Source organism: Ruegeria sp. AM9 (genome assembly GCF_056540565.1).
On sequence record NZ_JBQFWY010000012.1, the window covers coordinates 30247 to 48398 of the forward strand.

17 protein-coding genes are annotated in these 18152 nt (G+C 59.7%); 8 read left to right on the forward strand and 9 right to left on the reverse strand.

Annotated elements, in window-relative coordinates:
- Nucleotides 1-13: 13 nt before the first annotated feature.
- Genes hpaH through ACR0DO_RS16720 form a run of 7 tightly spaced genes read right to left on the reverse strand, consistent with a single transcriptional unit; the run spans nucleotide 14 to nucleotide 6882 of the window.
- Complete coding sequence (gene hpaH, locus ACR0DO_RS16690; protein ID WP_480560443.1) at nucleotides 14-814, reverse strand: 2-oxo-hept-4-ene-1,7-dioate hydratase; 801 nt, start codon at nucleotides 812-814, stop codon at nucleotides 14-16.
- Complete coding sequence (locus ACR0DO_RS16695) at nucleotides 811-1665, reverse strand: fumarylacetoacetate hydrolase family protein (RefSeq protein ID WP_480560445.1); 855 nt, start codon at nucleotides 1663-1665, stop codon at nucleotides 811-813. The genes hpaH and ACR0DO_RS16695 overlap by 4 nt, the downstream gene beginning before the upstream one ends.
- Nucleotides 1665-3146: an NAD-dependent succinate-semialdehyde dehydrogenase gene (locus ACR0DO_RS16700; RefSeq protein WP_480560447.1), complete on the reverse strand. Its 1482-nt coding sequence runs from the start codon at nucleotides 3144-3146 to the stop codon at nucleotides 1665-1667. Before ACR0DO_RS16700 ends, ACR0DO_RS16695 begins: the two co-directional genes overlap by 1 nt.
- A gap of 24 nt (nucleotides 3147-3170) precedes the next feature.
- The gene (hpaD, locus tag ACR0DO_RS16705) at nucleotides 3171-4013 is read right to left on the reverse strand and encodes a 3,4-dihydroxyphenylacetate 2,3-dioxygenase (protein WP_480560449.1); all 843 of its coding nucleotides are present in this window, start codon (nucleotides 4011-4013) and stop codon (nucleotides 3171-3173) included.
- Between the two features lie 44 nt (nucleotides 4014-4057).
- The gene (gene hpaD, locus ACR0DO_RS16710; protein ID WP_480560451.1) at nucleotides 4058-4912 is read right to left on the reverse strand and encodes a 3,4-dihydroxyphenylacetate 2,3-dioxygenase; all 855 of its coding nucleotides are present in this window, start codon (nucleotides 4910-4912) and stop codon (nucleotides 4058-4060) included.
- A 56-nt stretch (nucleotides 4913-4968) separates the two neighbouring features.
- Complete coding sequence (gene hpaE / locus ACR0DO_RS16715) at nucleotides 4969-6480, reverse strand: 5-carboxymethyl-2-hydroxymuconate semialdehyde dehydrogenase (RefSeq protein ID WP_480560453.1); 1512 nt, start codon at nucleotides 6478-6480, stop codon at nucleotides 4969-4971.
- A gap of 3 nt (nucleotides 6481-6483) precedes the next feature.
- Nucleotides 6484-6882 (reverse strand): 5-carboxymethyl-2-hydroxymuconate Delta-isomerase, encoded by a 399-nt coding sequence (locus ACR0DO_RS16720; RefSeq protein ID WP_480560455.1) that lies wholly within the window; start codon nucleotides 6880-6882, stop codon nucleotides 6484-6486.
- Between the two features lie 105 nt (nucleotides 6883-6987).
- Between ACR0DO_RS16720 and hpaR the strand changes: the two genes are divergently transcribed.
- Entirely contained in the window at nucleotides 6988-7428 is a 441-nt protein-coding gene (gene hpaR, locus ACR0DO_RS16725) for a homoprotocatechuate degradation operon regulator HpaR (RefSeq protein ID WP_480560457.1), read from the forward strand.
- 36 nt (nucleotides 7429-7464) lie between these two features.
- Here the strand turns inward: hpaR and ACR0DO_RS16730 are convergent, their stop codons facing one another.
- Both ACR0DO_RS16730 and ACR0DO_RS16735 read right to left on the reverse strand, forming a co-directional pair.
- Nucleotides 7465-8817: an aminotransferase class III-fold pyridoxal phosphate-dependent enzyme gene (locus ACR0DO_RS16730; protein WP_480560459.1), complete on the reverse strand. Its 1353-nt coding sequence runs from the start codon at nucleotides 8815-8817 to the stop codon at nucleotides 7465-7467.
- Nucleotides 8818-8848: 31 nt separating this feature from the next.
- Nucleotides 8849-9628 carry an IclR family transcriptional regulator gene (locus tag ACR0DO_RS16735; protein ID WP_480560461.1) on the reverse strand — a complete coding sequence of 260 codons (780 nt, stop codon included), beginning with the start codon at nucleotides 9626-9628 and terminating at the stop codon, nucleotides 8849-8851.
- Nucleotides 9629-9736: 108 nt separating this feature from the next.
- Here ACR0DO_RS16735 and ACR0DO_RS16740 point away from each other — a divergent pair, with 108 nt between their 5' ends.
- The 7 genes from ACR0DO_RS16740 (at nucleotide 9737) to ACR0DO_RS16770 (ending at nucleotide 17798) form a co-directional block, all read left to right on the forward strand.
- The gene (locus tag ACR0DO_RS16740; protein WP_170448217.1) at nucleotides 9737-10666 is read left to right on the forward strand and encodes a tripartite tricarboxylate transporter substrate binding protein; all 930 of its coding nucleotides are present in this window, start codon (nucleotides 9737-9739) and stop codon (nucleotides 10664-10666) included.
- A gap of 63 nt (nucleotides 10667-10729) precedes the next feature.
- On the forward strand, nucleotides 10730-11266 hold the full coding sequence (locus tag ACR0DO_RS16745) for a tripartite tricarboxylate transporter TctB family protein (protein ID WP_480560463.1): 537 nt from the start codon (nucleotides 10730-10732) through the stop codon (nucleotides 11264-11266).
- Between the two features lie 8 nt (nucleotides 11267-11274).
- A complete protein-coding gene (locus ACR0DO_RS16750) occupies nucleotides 11275-12807 on the forward strand; it encodes a tripartite tricarboxylate transporter permease (protein ID WP_480560465.1) in 1533 nt (510 codons plus the stop codon).
- Between the two features lie 7 nt (nucleotides 12808-12814).
- Nucleotides 12815-14299 carry an aldehyde dehydrogenase gene (locus ACR0DO_RS16755; protein ID WP_480560467.1) on the forward strand — a complete coding sequence of 495 codons (1485 nt, stop codon included), beginning with the start codon at nucleotides 12815-12817 and terminating at the stop codon, nucleotides 14297-14299.
- Nucleotides 14300-14314: 15 nt separating this feature from the next.
- Nucleotides 14315-15610 carry an aspartate aminotransferase family protein gene (locus tag ACR0DO_RS16760; protein ID WP_480560469.1) on the forward strand — a complete coding sequence of 432 codons (1296 nt, stop codon included), beginning with the start codon at nucleotides 14315-14317 and terminating at the stop codon, nucleotides 15608-15610.
- On the forward strand, nucleotides 15607-16566 hold the full coding sequence (locus ACR0DO_RS16765) for a phosphotransferase enzyme family protein (RefSeq protein ID WP_480560471.1): 960 nt from the start codon (nucleotides 15607-15609) through the stop codon (nucleotides 16564-16566). The genes ACR0DO_RS16760 and ACR0DO_RS16765 overlap by 4 nt, the downstream gene beginning before the upstream one ends.
- Nucleotides 16563-17798: a Tm-1-like ATP-binding domain-containing protein gene (locus ACR0DO_RS16770; protein WP_480560473.1), complete on the forward strand. Its 1236-nt coding sequence runs from the start codon at nucleotides 16563-16565 to the stop codon at nucleotides 17796-17798. The genes ACR0DO_RS16765 and ACR0DO_RS16770 overlap by 4 nt, the downstream gene beginning before the upstream one ends.
- Nucleotides 17799-18152: the final 354 nt, after the last annotated feature.

An 18152-nucleotide genomic window follows, 5' to 3' on the forward strand; every position in this document is an offset into this window, starting at 1 on the left:
TGCGGTGTTCCTTTCAGGCGAAATTGATATCGACCGAGCCGAACGGCCCGAAATCAGCATGAATCTCAGTACCGGACGGGCATTCGACCGGGCGGATAAAGCTGCCGGACAGGATGATCTGACCGGGTTCAATACTCTGGCCGTATTGCGCCATGCGGCGTGCCAGCCAGACAACGCTCTCAACCGGATCGTCCAGCACGCCCGCGCCCAGACCGGTTTCCTCGATCTCACCATTTCGGAAGGTCAGCGCACCGACCCAGCGCAGGTCAAATGCATCCACGGCGTGCCGTTCCGCGCCCAGCACAATGCCTGCATTGGCCGCGTTATCGCTGATCGTGTCGAACACCGTACGCGCTTTACCCGACTTGGGGTCGACCCTTTGAATACGGGTGTCGAGGATTTCGATCGAGGGCGCGACGTAGTCCGTGGCGGCGATGATGTCGTCGCGAGTGACGTTTTCACCACCAACCGCGGATTTCATCACAAAGGCGATCTCGGCTTCGATCCGCGGCTGGATGAACCGACCCGCGGGAACGGTTCCGCCGTGCTCAAAGGCCATGTCATCGAAAAGGATGCCACTGTCGGGAATGTCGATGTTCAGCGCGTATTGCATGGCTTTCGAGGTCAGGCCGATCTTCCAGCCGATCACTTTGCGCCCTTCGGCCAGTTTCTGGCGATAGATGGCGTTTTGCACCTCATAGGCGTCGTCCATGCCCATCTCGGGATGGCGCAGGGTCAGCAGGCCGATCTGCTCGCGCGTACGCCCCGCCTGCAGCAGATCAGCGGCGGCGCGTGTGTGGTCCTCGGGGGTCATGGCTGTTCGTCCTCAACCGTGTTGCGCAGCGTGCCGATGCCTTCGACCGAGACCTCGACCACATCGCCCGGTGTCAGATATTTCGGAGGATCAAACCGCGCCCCGGCCCCGGTCGGCGTTCCGGTGACGATGATATCACCCGGCTGCAGGGTCATGAAGGTCGAGATATACTCGATCTCGCGCCGGATCGGGAACATCATGCGGTTCAGGGTGTCGTCCTGACGCAGCTCGCCATTCACATGGGTCTGAATGCGGGCGTCATCCAGTTGGGCTGCGTCCGTAAAAGGCACCAGCCATGGGCCGATGGCGCCGGTGTTGTCCCAGTTCTTGCCCTGGGTGACGTTGAACTTTGCGTGGCGCACCCAGTCTCGGATCGTGCCTTCGTTGCACAGGGTCAGGGCTGCAATGTGATCATAGGCATCCTCTTGCGAAATCCTGCGCCCGGTCTTGCCGATGACAATGGCAACCTCGCCTTCGTAATCCAGCGTATGGTTCTCCGGCGGGCGGATCAGCGGGCGGTCATGACCGGTAAAGCCGCTGGCAAAGCGCGGGAACAGAGACATGTATTTCGGCTGCGCGCTGCCATCCTTGTATTCCGCATTGCGATCCGGAAAGTTCACCCCGACACACAGGATGCGGCGCGCGTCAGGCATCACCATCTCGTAGGTGAAATCCTTGTGCGTCACGTCCCGGCCAGCAGCGGCTGCGGCCAGTTGATCGAACGCCCCGGCTGCGATCACCTCATATAAACTGGCATGTTCCGAAAATTCGCTATTCAGTGCGATGGCGCCGGCATCCGTGATCGCGCCAAAGAATGTTTCGCCATTGGCAGAGTATGTCGCAAAGCGCATCAGGCCTCCTCGGCGGCGTCGATGCCACCCATGCAGATGTATTTGAGTTCCATGAAATCATCGAGCCCATAGCGTGAGCCTTCACGCCCCAGACCCGACATCTTGACGCCACCAAATGGGGCTTCGGCGGTTGAAATCAGGCCGGTGTTGACGCCGACCATGCCGTATTCCAGCCCCTCGGACACACGCCAGACACGGGCCAGGTCGCGGGAATAGAAATACGAGGCGAGCCCGAACTCGGTATCATTGGCAGCAGCCACAACCTCGCGTTCGGTATCGAACTTGAACAACGGTGCGACGGGGCCAAAGGTTTCCTCGGTCGCCACCGCCATGTCCGAGGTCACTCCAGTCAGGATGGTGGGTTCAAAGAAGGTACCGCCAAGCGCGTGGGCTTTACCCCCAAGCGCCACCTTGGCCCCTTTCGAGGTCGCGTCTTCGACATGTTCGGTCACCTTGTCCACGGCGGCCTGATCGATCAGCGGGCCAAAGATGATGCCCTCATCAAAACCGTTGCCGGTCGGCAGGGTCGACACTTTGGCCGCCAGTTTTTCGGCGAAGGCGTCATAGACCCCGGCCTGCACATAGATGCGGTTTGCACAAACGCAGGTCTGGCCGTTGTTGCGGAACTTGGCGATCACGGCGCCTTCGACAGCCGCATCCAGATCGGCATCGTCGAACACGATGAAAGGCGCGTTGCCGCCCAGCTCCAGCCCCAGTTTCTTGATCGTCGGGGCACATTGCGCATAGAGCATCGCGCCAATCTCGGTCGATCCGGTGAAGGTCAGCTTTTGAACGATCGGACTCGAGGTCATTTCGCCGCCAATCTCTCGTGCCGAACCGGTGAGGACCGAGAAGAGACCCGCTGGCAGCCCCGCGCGCTCGGCCAGTATAGCCAGTGCAATTGCCGAGAACGGTGTCTGGCTGGCGGGCTTTAACACCATCGAACAGCCTGCCGCAAAAGCCGGACCGGCCTTTCGGGTGATCATGGCGTTGGGAAAATTCCACGGCGTGATCGCGGCCACAACGCCGATGGGTTGTTTGACCGTGATGATCCGCTTGTCGGGCGCATGGCCGGGCGTGACATCCCCGTAAGCGCGGCGCGCCTCTTCCGCGAACCACTCGATGAAACTGGCGCCATAGGCGATTTCACCCTTGGCCTCAGCCAGCGGCTTGCCTTGTTCGGCAGTCAGGATGGCACCTAGGTCATCCTGGCTTTCCATCATCAGTTCGTACCAGCGGCGCAGAATCTGGCTACGCTCCTTCGCGGTGCGTTTGGCCCAGCCTTTCTGAGCACGCTGTGCATCGGCAATCGCCTCGGCCGTTTCCGCAGCCCCCAGATTGGGCACCCGACCGATCAACTCACCCGTAGCCGGGTTCGTCACATCAATCGCGCTTTCAGCCTCGGTGGCATCCACCCATCTGGACCCGACCCGAGCCATTTCGGCAAGCAGGCTGGGATCGTTGAGACGCAGTTCAGTCATTCGAATTTTCCTGTGTTTCTGGCCTTAGACCGAGAAGCTGATATTGGCCTGACCCGTTCCGGAGCTTCCGAAATACGGGGTGTAGATATCGATCTTGCCCTTGTAGCTGCCCCATCCAAGGGCGCCGAACAGCAAGGCGGTATCGTTCATGGCGCATTCGCCGGCGCATTTCTTGGCGTAGTCGGGCAGGAGTTCGAGGAACTCTTCAAACCGGCCCTGCTCCCACAGATCCAGCACCCGCATGTCCATCTGTCGGTTGAACTCTCCGTTCACCGAATTCAGACCATCGACCGAGCGTTCATTCGGCGTGAAATCATGGCTCAACGATCCCGAGGCCAGGATCGAGACGTTCCGGTCAGACCGCCGGATACCTTCGGCGATGGCCTCACCCCAAACCCGGTTTTCGGCGATCGACGAGAACTGGTTGACCGCCACGGGCAGAACCCGCGCATTCACGCCGTCATTGATAAAGTGCATCGGCAGCAACGTGCCGTATTCCATGCCCATATCGGGATGCGAATGCCCCAAGGCCCGCTCACCACGCTCACGCAGCACATCAAGGATGGTTTCGCCCAGCTCATGATCGCCGCGATAGTCGAACTCCATATCCGCCAGCATGTGCGGTAGCTCGTGGCTTATGAAGCGGCCCTTGTGGTGCTCTTTCGTGTTCAGGTGAAAACCCTGATTGGTGATCCAGTGGGTGTCGAAAACGACGAAGGTGTCGACCTTGCGGTCAATCGCATCCTGACGCAGGCGCGCATAGCCATCAATGGCAGGCTGGCGGATGCCTTTGTATTTCGGCATCGTGTGGGACATCCAGATGCTTGGCACATGCGTAATCTTCGCGGCCTGTACAATCTTTCCCATGATCGTCTCCTCTCCATAAATGCATTGCGCGCCTGTCAGCCCGTTCAGGTCACCGGGAAGATCACGTTGGTTTGTCCGGTTCCGGAGGACGGAAAATACTCGGTGACAACCTCGCATTTCGCATCATACGCATCCCACCCCAGCGCGCCGTAGAGCATGGCGGTGTCGTGCATCGAGCCTTCGCCGCAGCAGAAATTGGCATATTCGCCCAGCATTTTCAGGAATGTAGCGTGATCCCCGGCTTGCCACATGTCCAGAACGTGCAGATCGACCTGGCGGTTGAATTCCGAACTGATGGTGAATGTACCATTGTTTGCGGCGTAATCCTTGTTGGGCCAAATCTTGTGGCTCAGCGATCCGGAGGCGACCAGCAAAACCTTGCTGTCGCTGGCCTCAACCGCCTCGCGGATGGCTTCGCCGACAAGGCGGCTTTCCTCGTGGCTGTGAACGGTGCACCAGGCAGCAATCGAAACCACCTTGAACTCCGCCTCGCGACTCATGAAGCGCATCGGGACAAGGGTTCCGTATTCCAATTCCAGGCTGTCGACCTGATGGCTGAGCGTGTGCACGCCCTTTTTCGTGGCAATATCCGCAATGGCATCCCCCAGCGCCGGGTCGCCGTCATATGCGTAAGGCAAGTCCTTGATGAATTGCGGGAATTCGTTCGAGGTGAACAGCCCCTCGAAATGTTTGTTTGCATTGATATGGAAACCGGCATTGACGACCCAATGCGTGTCGCAGATCACCACGGTATCTGCGCCCAGCTCTTTTGCCCGTCGTGCAATTTCCCGGTGCCCGTCAATCGCGGCCTGACGCGCGCCTTTGACCGGACCATCTTGTTCCGACATAAGCATGGTCGGCACATGGGTCATTTTGGCCGCAAGAACGATTTCTCCCATTTCTTCCTCCTGCAGGTTGCGGTGCGCGCGTTTCCGGTTTCTGCAAGGGCAGGCCGTTACAGCTTGCCCAATTGCATGATCTTGTGCTGGCCGGTGGCAAAGCCGATGTGCTTTTGTTCCATGTAAAACTCGAACGACCAGTCACCTCCGTCCCGGCCGATGCCGGATGCCTTGACGCCGCCAAAGGGCGTGGGCAGATGACGGACGTTTTCCGAGTTCACCCAGATCATTCCAGCCTCGAGCTTGTCGGTGAACCGCAGCGCCCGCGTCAGGTCATTGGTCCAGACATAACCGGTCAGACCGTAGGGCGTATCATTGGCGATCTGCAGCGCCTCTTCCTCGGTCGAGAATGGGATCGAGGTCAGGACCGGGCCAAAGATCTCTTCGCGCGCGATGCGCATCTGGTTGGTGGCGTTGGTGAACAGGGTCGGTCGGATGAAATAGCCTTCGTCGCCCAGTTTCTCGCCCCCCGCCGCAACGGTCGCGCCATCCTCTTTGGCGATGTCGAAATAGCTGGTGACCTTTTTGTAGTGCTCTTCTGTCACCAGCGGACCGATTTCGGTTGCCGGGTCCAGCGGATGGCCGACCTTGATGTTATTCACCCGCTCGATCAGCCTGGCCTCGAATTCATCCTTGATGCTGTCCTGCACCAGCAGGCGCGAGGACGAGGTGCAGCGCTCACCGTTGATCGAGTAGATCATGAAGATCACCGCATCCAGCGCCCGATCCAGATCGGCGTCGTCAAACACGATGACCGGATTCTTGCCACCCAGCTCCAGGTGCATCCGCTTCAGCGTATCTGCCCCCTGCTTGGTGATAATGCTGCCGGTGCGGCTTTCGCCAACAAAAGCGATGGCCTTGATCAGAGGGTGCTCGGTCAGCGCCTTACCCGCATCCGGGCCAAAGCCGTTCACGGTGTTCAGCACACCCTTGGGTAGACCGGCCTCTTCTGCAATCTCGACCAGCAGGCGGGCTGACAGGGGCGAATCTTCGGCGGGCTTGTGAACCACGGTGCAGCCTGCTGCCAGAGCAGGCGCGATCTTCCAGGTCGACAGCATGAACGGCGTGTTCCACGGGGTGATCACGCCAACCGGCCCGATCGGCACGCGGGTGGTGACATTCATCAGGGTCGGTGATTTCAGATGCTGTCCGTCCCGCGCCTGCACCACCTGATCCGCGAAATAGCGGAAATTCTCAGCCCCACGCAAAGCCGCCTTGGACATAAAGCGCAGCGTCTGGCCCGTGTCCCAGCATTCGCACAGCGCGATTTCCTCGGCGCGCGCCTCGATGGCGTCTGCCACGTTCAGCAGAATGCGGCGGCGTTCGGTGGCGGGCATGTCGCGCCATTCGGCAAAGGCCGCATGGGCTGCCTCGGCCGCAGTGTCGATGTCCTCGGCGGTGCCATGTGCAACATCGCAGATCACCGACTTGTCGACCGGCGAGGTGGATTGAAACACACCGGCAGACCCCGCAACGTCTTCACCCGCGATGCGGTTTTTGATCCCTGTCTCTTTGAACCGCGCCAAAAAGCCCGCGAGTTTTTCGATGTTTGTGTCCAATGCGCTCATGATTCAGGTCTCCTGCATGGTCGCGCCAAGGTGATCGCGGATCGTACCGGTCTTGGGCGAAAGCTTGGGGTCGATGTCGCGCATCTCAAGCGAGAGGGCGATGGAATGGTGTAAGAAGGCCGACGCCAGATACGCGCTGACGGCCTCAAATATGCGCTGCGCGGCGTCCTGTTTTGCGTCGTCTGGTCGACCTGCGCGCAGGCGGATCGAGATGTCGATAAAGCCATGCGCCGGATTGCCGTCTGCAATGGCATAATGATCAACGCGAACGGCTCGGACGCGAATGCCCGGCATCGGAAAGGTGTCGATCTCGGCAGCCGTGGCCCGGATGCATTCACACAGGCCACCCATGTCGACCTTGTCCTCCAGGTTCCCGGAATACTCGACGTGAAAATGTGGCATGTGCTCTCCCTTATTAATTAACATGTTTACTATTTCACAATCACGCTGTCAAGAACTTGCCTTGTTAATCTTTGCAATTTCCAAATCGGCGTTCTAGAAGGCCGCATGACCACGCAAAGCCACACAAAAAGCACGTCCCGATCCCTACCGATTGCGCTGTTGCGCGCGCGGGAAACCGTCATGGCGCCGATCCGGGATATGCTTCATGACATTCAGCTCACCGAACAGAAGTGGCGCATCCTGAGGGTTTTGGACGAGCTGGGCGAGGTTGAGCAAAGCGCAATCGCCCACGAGGCTTGCTTGCTGCTGCCCAGCCTCACCCGCATCCTGCGCACGATGGAGGCCGAAGGCCAGATCACCCGTCGCCAGGACAAAGAAGACAAGCGCCGCACCATGGTTCGGATCACCGATGCCGGTCGCGCGGTGCTGGAAGACAACCTTGCCACGTCGTTGGCGATTTCAAAAAACATCGAATCGCAGATGGGCCGCGAAAAACTGAACCAGCTTCTGGACCTTCTGGAAGAGCTTCAGGCGGTCAAAGTCTGACCCCGCCCGGGGTGGGCGAGGTCAGGTGAGCGGCGGTTAAAGAGTCGCCAGACCGGTATCCAGCGCCGACAGGATCTTGGCCACATCGTCGGAGGTGATGATCAGCGGCGGAGACAGGATGATGTTGTTGCCGGACACACGCACCATGACACCATCTTCGTAAGCCGCTTTCTGAACCTGTAGCGGCAGGTGCTTGGCAATAGGTGCCTTGGTTGCCCGGTCCGAGACCAGCTCCAGCGCGCACATCAGCCCCTCGCCACCGCGCACATCCCCGATGACATCGTATTTCTCGGCCAGCTTTTGCAATCCGGCAAACAGCTCATCTCCGCGTGCGGCCGCGTTTTCCCAGACACGCAGGCGCTTGATCTCGGACAGTGCAGCCAGGGCCGCCGCCGCGCCGACCGGATGGCCGGAATAGGTATAGCCCTGATCAACCGACGCCTTGCCGGTGGTGTCGCTTTCGAACACCTCGGCGACCGCACCCGAGATCATTGCTGCCCCGAAGGGGAAATAGCCATTGGTGATCGCCTTGGCGGTGGTCATGATGTCGGGCTGCACCCCCCAATGCCGCGCGCCGCTTTCGCTGCCGGTCCGGCCAAAGGCGGTGATGATCTCATCCGAGATCAGCAGAATACCGTGTTTTGAACAGACCTCGCGCACCATCGGCATGAAGCTCTTGTGCGGCGGGATCACCCCCCCTGCCCCAAGGACCGGCTCCATGATAAAGGCGGCAACGGTGTTTGGCCCCTGAAACGCAATCTCGGCCTCAAGCGCTTTGACACAGAGTTGCGCCAGACGTTCCGGATCGGTCTCGTCAAACGGGTTGCGATAGGTCCACGGGGCGGGCACATGGAAACAGCCCGGCATCATCGGCTCATAGGCCGCGCGGAACTTCTGATTGCCGTTGACCGAGGCCGCAGCAAAATGGGTGCCGTGATAGCCCTGCTTCAGGCTGATGAACTTGGTCCGCCCGACCTCACCGCGCACCTTGTGGTATTGCCGCGCCATTTTCAGCGCGATTTCAACCGAATCCGAGCCGCCCGAGGTAAAGAAAGCGCGGATCAGGCCGTCTGCCTCAAAGAACTGCGCCAGTTCGTAGGACAGCTCGATCGCCTTGTCGTTGCTGGTGCCGCGGAAAGTCGAATAATAGGGCAGCGCGTTCAGCTGATCTGCGATGGCCTGCTTCACCGGCTCGCAGGAATAACCCAGATTGACGTTCCAAAGCCCCCCGACCGCATCCAGCGCCTTGTGACCGTCGACATCGATAATGCTGACACCTTCACCGCCGTTCAGAATGGTCGGCGGGTTTTTCTGACTGTCGGCGGGATGCGCCATCGGGTGCCAGAAGTAACGCGCATTATTTTCTTTCAGAAAGTTCGAGTCTTTCATGTCTCGGGTCTCCGGGTTTGTGTCCACCCGCTCAAAGGTGGAATTCGGTTGGAAAAGTGTCGGGGAGCTGACCGCCAAAGTTTGCGGTCAGGTCAATCGAAAGGGCGTGCAACGCAGTCAGGATTTCCGGCAGTCGTTCGTCGCTGGCGCGGCCTTCGGGGACGGCAATCGCAATAGTTCCCAACGCCACCTGATCAATGCCGAATATGGGTGCCGCATAGCCATAGACGCCATTTTCGTAGCTTCCATTGCTGTTGGCCCAGCCGGCTTGGCTGATTGCTGTGACCCGTTCTTTGATCTTTGCCGGGTCGGTCAGCGTGGTGTCGGTATATCGCGCCTGCTCTTCCTGACCGAGACGGTCCAACAGGAAGGACGGACCAAAGCTGAGCATACACAGGCCCGACGCGGTCGCATTGATCGGAAGGATCTCGCTGGGGTCGAGGCTGACACGGACGCTGTGCCGCGTCGTTTCAACTACCAGCGCGGTTTGAAGCGACTCCTTTTCAAGCAGCGACAGATGCAGGCTTTCGCCGACATCCTGCATGGCAGCCTGCATTCTCTGGCGGGCGCTTTCGATGCCGGGACGGGCGATCTGGCGCAACGCGGCCAGGCGCAGCGCGGCGGGTCCGACCGCATAGGACTTGGTCATGGGGTTCTGTTCGATCAGCCCGTATTCTTCAAGCGCCCGCAGGTGGCGCAGCGCGGTGGCTTTGTTCAATCCGGACAGCCGCGCCATCTGACTCAGCCCGATCTCTGGCCGAGCGTTTGAAAAGTAGTTGAGCATTTTCAGGGCGTTCAGGGCTGTACCCATGTGACTCACATCCTCCCGTTAAGGTAATACTTGACAGAACAAGCTTAACAAAGCAACATTAATCTTGTTAACGCGGATCAAATAATGAACCACTTACGGGAGGTGTCAATGAAGAAAGTTCTAACAGCCGCCGCTTTTGTTGCTTCTGCAACCGCCGCACTGGCGGAGTATCCAGAGAAGCCGGTCTCTTTTGTCGTTCCGTGGCCTCCGGGTGATCTGGAAGACGTTCTGACGCGGATCATCGCCGACGAATTCCAGGCAATGTACGGCGTTCCGGCTGCGGTCGTGAACAAGCCGGGTGGCGGCGGCGGGCCGTTCCCCGGCGCTGTCGAAGTGGCCACTGCCCCGGCAGATGGCTATACCATCGGGTCCTTCGTGACCGACGTACCCATCGGCGGCCCCCAAATCGGCATCCCCGAACTGTCTCCCAACCCGTTCGAGCCGATCGGCATCTTCATGACCTATCCCTTCGTGATTGCGTCAGGCAAAGACGCCCCGTTCAAGAACTGGGAAGAACTGGTCGCCTATGGCAAGGAAAACGATGTGGCGCTGGGTCACTTCGGGTCGTTCCTGCCGCCCACCCAGGTGACATTTGCCGCCGCAATCAGCTCGGGCTTTGACTTTGCCAGCGAAGCTGCATTCGACGCGCTGGACTGCAACACGCTGGCCTCTGGTGACGTGGACGTGATCAACACCACGTTGCAGCTGATCCTGCCCTGCCTGGATGACGTCAACGTTCTGGCCAGCATTGGCAACGAGCGCATCAGCCTGACACCGGACACGCCGACCGTCAGCGAACTGCACCCCGATCTGAATGTGGCGCTTTGGAATGGCCTGTTCGTTCACAAGGACACTCCGGCAGAAGCGCGCGAGAAAATCGCGGCCGCTGCGCAAAAGGCGCTGCAAACCGAGAAGGCTCAGAACCTGATCGGTGAAACTGGCGTTCTGATCTATTGGCTGGATGCCGACGCATCAAACGCGCAGATCGCAAGCGACAGCGAAACGATTGGTGCCATCCAAGCCCTCGTGGGTGAATAAACAAGCCGCAGGGGTCGCGCGGGCGTTTCCTGCGCGGCTTTTTCATCGGTCAGGGAGGGGACTATGATAGCCAAGACATTGCAGGACATGTTCAAACGATATCGCCGGCCCGGCGATGTTGTTTTTGCTTTGGTCTTTCTGGTTTTTGCCGTTTTTCTCCTGACCCAACTGGGTGAGCAGACCAAGGTCGTCAAACGGACCAAGTGGTTTGCGCAACCCGGCTTCTGGCCGATGGTCTCGCTTTGGACCATGGCCATCTTTGCCTTTTTGCACTGGCTCAGCTCGGCTATTTCAGACCGTATTCCGGGACGCTGGCCCGAGGTGGCGTTTTGGCTGCGGTCCTTTGAATACGTCGCCTATTTTCTGGTTTATGTCGCGATTGTCCCCCTTTTGGGATACCTGCCATCCACCGTTCTGTTCGCGGTTTTTCTTGCAATCCGCACCGGGTTCCGGAGCGCCGGGGCCATTGGCCATGCGGCAGCGTTCGGTGTTGCGGTGACGGTCATTTTCCGCGCCTTTCTGCAGGTCAAAATCCCCGCAGGTGCCGTCTATGAATACCTGCCGGAAACCGTACGCGCCTTTGCGCTGACTTATCTCTGAGGGTCGCTATGGAAACGTTTCTGTCCGGACTTTCTATTCTGACGCAATGGCAGGTGATCGTCGCCCTTCTGATCGGCTCGATCGGTGGGGTCATCATCGGTGCTCTGCCCGGAGTTGGTGCGGCTGTGGCCATCGCCATTCTTTTGCCCGCAACTTTCGCCTTTGAACCCATCGTGGGCCTGACGCTGCTGCTGGGCATCTATGGCTCGTCCATGTATGGCGGCGCCATCCCCGCCATTCTGATCAACACGCCGGGAACGGCGGTGAACGCGCTGACCACCTATGACGGCTATCCGATGACCAAACGCGGACAAGGGCACCGCGCGCTGTCTCTGGCCTATTCCGCATCCTTCTTTGGCGGCGTTTTCGCCATCATCTGCCTGATGATCCTGTCGCCGGTTCTGGCGTTGATCGCACCACATTTCGGCAGCCGAGAGATTTTTCTGGCCGCCCTTCTGGGGATAATTCTGGTGATCCTCGCCCACCGCGGACAGATTTTTGCCGCCGGTATGCTGGCGGCCTTCGGTATCTTCCTGAACACCGTCGGACTTGAGCCAGTCAAATACACCCGCCGCTTTACCTTTGAGCAAAGCTGGCTGGCCTCGGGCGTCGATCTGATCGTGGTCGTGCTGGGCCTGTTTGCCATCAGTCAGGCGCTGCTTCTGTTGCTGGAAAAGAACCACGCACCGGGCGAGGCGCATGTCAGCGGCAACATCTTTGCCGGTCTCAAGGAACTGCTGGGCATCAAACGCGTCGCTACCGTGTCCTCCAGCATCGGCGTGTTCATGGGCATGGTGCCGGGAACGGGTGAGTTCACCTCGCAATTCCTCTCCTACACCTATGCGCAGAAGACCTCGAAAGACCCCAACAAGTTCGGGGATGGCTCGCCCGAGGGGTTGGTGGCGTCCGAGGCCGCCAACAACGCCGTTCCTGGCGCGGCCATGATCCCGCTGCTGGCGCTTGGTATTCCGGGTGAGGCGCTGACCGCGATGATGCTGTCGGTGTTCTATGTGCACAACGTCATCCCCGGTCCGCAGCTGTTCGAAAACCAGATGGACTTTGTGATGGCGCTCTATATGGCGCTGATCCTGCTGAACGTCATCGTTCTGGTATTCCTGCTGTTCTCGACCAACCTGCTGCTCAAGATCATCCAGATCCCGACCCGGTTTCTGGGCATCATGATCCTGATCCTGGCCTTTGTCGGTGTCTACAGCCTGCGCAATTCGATCACCGATTGCGCCATTGCCGCCGGGTTTGGCGTGTTCGGCCTGATCCTCAAACGGCTGGATCTGCCGATTGTGCCGATCATCCTCGGCATGGTTCTGGGCGGCATCATGGAGGTCAAGCTGCGCAGCGCCATGGCACGGGTCAAAACACCGCTCGATTTCGTCGACCGCCCGATTGCGGCGATCCTGACGGCGCTGATCGTACTGATCCTGCTGCTTCATTTCCGCACGCTGTACTTTGAATTCCGCAACAAGCTGAAACCCGAGCCGACCGCGCTACCGGTCGATTCCGATCACCCCAATCAGCAAGGGTAACCCTGCCATGAACCAATCCGATATTGACGCCCTGCGATCTCAGGTTCTGTCCCCCCGTTCGCACTTCATCGGGGGGCGCTGGGTCGCGGCTTCGGAAGGTGGCCACCGGGATGTGCTGTCGCCGATTGATGGTGGGGTTCTGACCCAGATTGCCGAAGGCACACCAGCGGATATGGAGGCCGCGATTGCCGCTGCCCGAGCAGCATTCGAAGATGGCCGCTGGTCGCGCCAACCCCCGGTCGAGCGCAAGAAAGTCCTGCTGAAACTGGCCGACCTGATCGAAAAACACGCGCTTGAACTGGCGGTTCTGGGTGTGCGCGACAATGGCACCGAGATCACCATGGCCATGAAGGCCGAGCCGATGTCGGCCGCTGGCACGTTCCGCTATTACGCCGAGGCGATCGACAAGGTCTATGGCCAGATCGCCCCGACGGCAGAAAGCGTGCTGGGCCTGATCCACCACGCACCGGTTGGGGTGGTTGGCGCGATTGTGCCATGGAACATGCCGCTGATGATTGGCAGCTGGAAACTGGCTCCGGCGCTGGCCACTGGGAATTCCGTGGTGCTGAAGCCCGCCGAAAGCGCCTCCTTGTCGCTGCTAAAACTGGCCGAACTGGCCGCCGAGGCCGGAGTGCCTGATGGGGTGCTGAACGTCGTCACCGGCTCGGGCCGAGTGGTGGGCGAAACTCTGGCGCTATCGATGGACGTGGACATCATGGTGTTCACCGGCTCGGGCGCCACAGGTCGGCGGCTGCTGGAATACTCGGCACGCTCGAACATGAAACGCTGCTATCTGGAACTGGGTGGGAAATCCCCCAACATCGTTTTCAACGACACCCCGGACCTGAGCGAGGCCGCCAAAGTTTCGGCGGGTGGTATCTTCCGCAACGCGGGCCAGATCTGCATCGCCGGATCGCGCCTGCTGGTGCAGGAGGACATCCACGACGATTTTGTTGCAGAACTGGTCCAACACGCCGAGGAGATGCGTGTCGGCAATCCGCTGGACCTGGACACGCAGATCGGCGCCGTTCATTCACTGCCCGAACTGGAGTCCAACCTGGACTTCGTCGCCAAGGCCGAGGCCGAAGGCGCCGAGCGCCGCACCAGCGGCGGGCGCATCCTTGAAGAAACCGGTGGCTATTACATGGCGCCGACCGTGATGACCGGGGTCAAATCCACCGACAACCTGTTTCAGAACGAGGTGTTTGGCCCGGTTCTGGCGGTGACGCCCTTCAAGGACGAGGAGGAAGCGATCCGGCTGGCCAACTCCACGGTCTATGGTCTGTCCTCGGGCGTGTGGACGTCGAACCTGAGCCGCGCACACCGCATGATCGCGGGCATCCGCGCAGGCGTCGTGCACGTGAATACCTATGGCGGGTCTGACCTGACTGTGCCGCTGGGTGGGGTGCGCCAATCGGGCAACGGGCATGACAAGTCCCTGCATGCGTTCGAGAAATATCTCGACCTGAAAACCGCCTGGATAAAACTCTGACCAAAGGCCGACCGCATGACGCTTCCCCCGAAATCCGCCGCGCTTGTCGACCGCCGGGCCAGGCTGCTGGGTCCGAATGTCTCGACCTTTTACGATGAACCCATTCATATCGTGAAAGGTGAAGGTGTCTGGCTGTGGGATGCGGACGGGCGCAAATATCTGGATTGCTACAATAACGTCCCGCATGTCGGCCACTGCAACCCGCGCGTGGTCGAGGCGATCTGCCGCCAGGCGTCGACGCTGAACACCCATACGCGCTATCTGCATGACGGCATTCTGGACTATGTCGAAAAGCTGACCGGCACGATGGATGCCACGCTGGACACCGCCATCCTGACCTGCACCGGGTCCGAGGCAAACGACATCGCCCTGCGCATGGCCGAAGGCATGACCGGCAAGCGTGGTATCATCGCCACGGATGCCACCTATCACGGCAACACCTCTCTGGTCAGCCAGCTGAGCAAGTCAAACGTGCCGACGATTGGCTTTGGTCTGGATCAGTATTTTCGGTTTGTCGAGGCCCCTGACAGCTATCGCAATCCGGACCCGGACGGCCGCAAGTTCGCCGATGCCGTGGCCGAACAGATTGCCGAACATGAAAAATCCGGCATTGGTTTCGCCGCCTTGGTGGTCTGCCCATACTTCCTGAACGAAGGCTTCCCCGACCATCCCGACGGCTGGCTGAAACCCGTGGCCGAAGTGGTGCGCAAGGCCGGTGGCATGCTGATCTGTGATGAGGTGCAATCCGGCTTTGGCCGCACCGGCACCCATATGTGGGCGCATCAGAAAATGGGCGTCGTGCCGGATATCATGACCATGGGCAAGCCAATGGCGAATGGCCATCCGGTGGGCGGTGTAGTGACACGCAGCGAAGTCCTGACAACGTTTCGCAAGGGCTATCGGTACTTCAACACGTTTGGCGGCAACCCCGTGTCCTGCGCCGCGGCGATGGCGGTGCTGGAAGAGATCGAGGAAAAGAACCTTGTCGCCAATGCCAAGGTTGTGGGCGATCATGCCCGCGCACGCATGTCGGCATTACAGCAGAAATATGATTTCATCGGCGACGTGCGCGGCTCGGGCCTGATATTCGGGGCCGAAATGGTGCTGGATCGTCAAAACAAGGAACCGGCCAGCGAGTTCACCGATCGGGTAATCAACGCGATGCGGCACCGAGGGATCATCCATTCGAAACTCGGCCGCCACAAGAACACGCTCAAAATCCGGCCGCCCATGCCGTTCTCGAAAGAAAATGCCGATCTGCTGTTCGACACGCTGGACGAGGTTTTGGCCGAAACCCCGCTGACCCTATGATCCCGATTGTCGAAAAGGCTTTGACCCTTTGGGGCATGGACGGTGCTGAATGGTCGCTCGTCGCGGCGCGGGAAAACCATGTCTACCGCGTGCAGATCGGTGAGAATAGCTTTGCCCTGCGCCTGCACCGTCGGGGCTTGCATTCGGATGCCGCCCTGCGGTCCGAGTTGCGGTGGATTGCCGAACTTGGCGCAAAGGGTGTCGGCGTGCCTACACCCGTACCGGCCACGGACGGCCGTTATCTGCATCTGTTGGGCGGCGTTCAGGTCGATATGCTGGACTGGCTGCCCGGTCGCCCTCTGGGCTCGACGGGTGGAGGAATTGATCACGAAGACCGCGCCGGGGTTTTTCGAGCCCTCGGGCGTGAGATGGCAAAGCTGCACAAGATCAGCGATGCCTGGACCCGGCCTGATGGCTTTGCACGCTGGTCCTGGGACCGTGCAGGGCTGCTGGGCGATGCCCCTCTGTGGGATCGGTTTTGGGAGAACTCCACGTTAACCGCAGACGATCGTGCCCTGTTCATCGCGTTCCGCGAGACAGCGAACAGTCACTTGCAGCAGATCGAAGGCCACCTGGATTACGGTCTGATCCACGCCGATCTGGTGCGTGAAAACGTTATGGTCCAGGACGACAAGCTCTGGCTGATCGACTTCGACGATGCCGGCTTCGGGTTCCGCCTGTTCGACATCGCCACGGCGCTGCTGAAAAACCTGGGCGAACCGGACTATGACGTTCTGCGAAAGGCCCTGCTTGAAGGATACCGGTCGGAACGGGCGCTCGACGTCGAACATCTCGATCTGTTCATGGCCCTGCGCGCGGCGACTTATGTGGGCTGGATATCGTCCCGAATGGGCGAAGACGGATCAGAGACACGCAATATGCGGTTCATTGAAACCGCCCGGGGCCTGCTGACGCGCTACCTCGGACAACACGCATGGACGGGAGGAAACCAATGACCAACAAAACGATCCTGCTGATCGGGACATACGATACCAAAGAGCCCGAGATGCGGTTCATCGAAGACACCGTACGGGCGCAGGGTGCGGATGTACTGACGATGGACGTGTCCGTTCTGGGTGACCCGGCAAAACCGACCGATATCTCGAAACACGATGTCGCCGCCGCCGAAGGCATGACCATCGACGAGGTGATCGCGCTGGGGGACGAGAACAAGGCGTTCCGCGTCATGTCTGCCGGTGCCGCCAAAGTGGTAGCACAAGCCTATGCCGATGGACGGTTTGACGGCATGCTGGCCACCGGCGGCACCATGGGCACCGATCTTGCGCTGGATTGTGCACAAGCTCTGCCGATGGGGGTGCCGAAATATATCGTTTCAACCGTCAGTTTCTCGCCGCTGATCCCGCCGCATCGGTTGGCCCCGGACATTCAGATGATCCTGTGGGCCGGGGGGTTGTACGGTATGAACTCGATCTGCCGATCCTCGCTGACCCAGGCCGCAGGGGCCGTGGTCGGCGCGGCCAAAGCCGCCATCGCGCCGGATCGCAGCAAACCCCTGATCGGCATGACCAGCCTTGGGTCGTCCTGCCTGCGTTACATGAAAACCCTGAAACCAGCATTGGAAGAGCGCGGCTTTGAGGTCGCGGTGTTTCACTCGACCGGCATGGGTGGCATGGCCTTCGAGAAACTGGCCGCCGAGGGTGCGTTTGCCTGCGTGATGGATTTCTGCATGCAGGAATTCGGCAACTTGTTGGCAGGCTCTGTTGTCTCAAGCGGAGAAGATCGCCTGACCAATGCGGGGCGCGTCGGCACACCACAGATGGTGGCCCCGGGCGCGCTCGACCTGCTGGACTTTGCTGGCTGGCAAGAGATTCCGGACCAATATGCAGATCGTCCTTTTCACGAACATAACCGCCTGATCAAAAGCTCGGTCTTCAATAGCGAGGAACGCCGGGCCTGGATGCGGGAACTGGCAAACCGGCTGGACGCTGCAACCGGGCCGGTTCATTTCTTCCTGCCCGTGCAGGGCGTCGAGGCATGGGACAAGGAAGGCGAAGAAGCCCATGACCCCAAAGCGCTTGCCGACATGGTTGACGAGGCCCGCAAGGTCATGCCGGGCCGGGTGCCAATGACCGAGCTGAATGCCCACATCAACGACGCAGCATTTTGCGACGCCGTTTTGGCCCAATTTGATGAGTGGGTCGAAACTGGAATTGTCAGCCGAGGGTGACAGGCGGTTTTACCTCCGCAAGACTGGTCCCAAAGTTTACCCGGCGATTGCAGCTTTGACAGTAGACCGGTTGAAGCACGGGGTTGTGCACCCCGTGCGACCGGCCGCTCCGGATATTGCCCGCAATGTGGTGGTGATGCCCGCCTGGCGCGTAGAAAGCTGCACTGCCCTCAGTGGCCATCAGATCCTGCCCGAGATTTTGGGCCGCAGGCAGCACCTGCCCCGGGTTTCGCGTCCGAAGTGCTTTCCCAAGCCGTTGATAAGAAAGGGTCAGCAGGCTTCTTTTCGGTATAATCTGATTTTTCGTTGACTTTCGTTTCAAATGAAACAAGATTGTTGCAAATGTAACGATAT